At 56.2% G+C, this 929-nt stretch carries 1 protein-coding gene; it reads right to left on the bottom strand.

Annotated features, from left to right (window positions below):
* Positions 1–929, bottom strand: a 929-nt coding sequence (locus tag BCT27_RS22850) for a VCBS domain-containing protein (protein WP_198597613.1), incomplete at both ends; no start/stop codon positions are given.

The following is a 929-nucleotide window of genomic DNA, read 5'->3' as shown; positions in this document are numbered from 1 at the left end:
CCGTCGATAGAGACATTGTCGAAGCTTGGTGTGTCGCCGTCATCCACGTCAGTGATAGAGAGCGTGCCAGAGACACTGGTTTCTGGTGTGTCCGCGCCCAAATCAATGCCGCCGGAGGTCACACCCGTGACCACAGAGGCATCATCGCTGCCTGTTACCGTCACTGTAATTTGGTGCTCAGAGCCATCCGATGCCGTCACTGTGATGGTGTCGGTTGCAGCATCGCCATCACCCAGAGATTGTGCATTGTCAGGGTTAACCGTGTAGGTCCACTCGCCGTCCGTCAGCGTCAGGCTACCGTATTGACCTTCCACCGTGCCGTTTTCAAGGGTCGGTTGTACCGCCGCATCAGGGTCGCTGATGTTGATAGAGCCAGAGACAGACGCATCGCCGCCTTCAGCAACAGACGCGCTCAAGTCGCCGGTGACGACTGCGGCATCATCAGTGCCTTCAACCGTCACTGTGATTTGATGGGTGGATCCATCAGATGCCGTTAAGGTGAAGGTGTCGTTTGCCGATTCCCCGTCTGGCAGGGTTTGTGCGTTTTCGGCGTCAACCGTGTACGTCCACTCACCGTCAGTGAGTGTAAGGCTACCGTATTCACCTTCAATCGTGATGTTATCGATGGTTGGGTTTTCATCGTTATCCACATCACTGATGCTGATAGAGCCCGACACTGTGGTGCCTTGGTCCGTGGTGTTGCCCGTCGTATCGCCCGTCACCACAGCGGCATCATCCGTGCCTGTAATGGTGATGACAATATCTTGAGTAGTACCATCGGAGGCTGTCACCGTGATGGTATCCGTCGCGGTATCGCCGTCAGCCAGCGATTGGATCGACGCGCTGTCAGCGGTGTACGTCCATGCGCCATCAACCAAGGTCAGCGAGCCGTATTCACCCGCCAAGGTACCATTCGGAATGGTTGGCGT

The sequence above is a fragment of the Enterovibrio norvegicus genome, from assembly GCF_002876705.1.
GTDB lineage: Bacteria > Pseudomonadota > Gammaproteobacteria > Enterobacterales > Vibrionaceae > Enterovibrio > Enterovibrio norvegicus_B.
The sequence above is the reverse complement of the archived record's forward strand: the minus strand, read 5'-3'. Positions and strand labels throughout refer to the sequence as shown.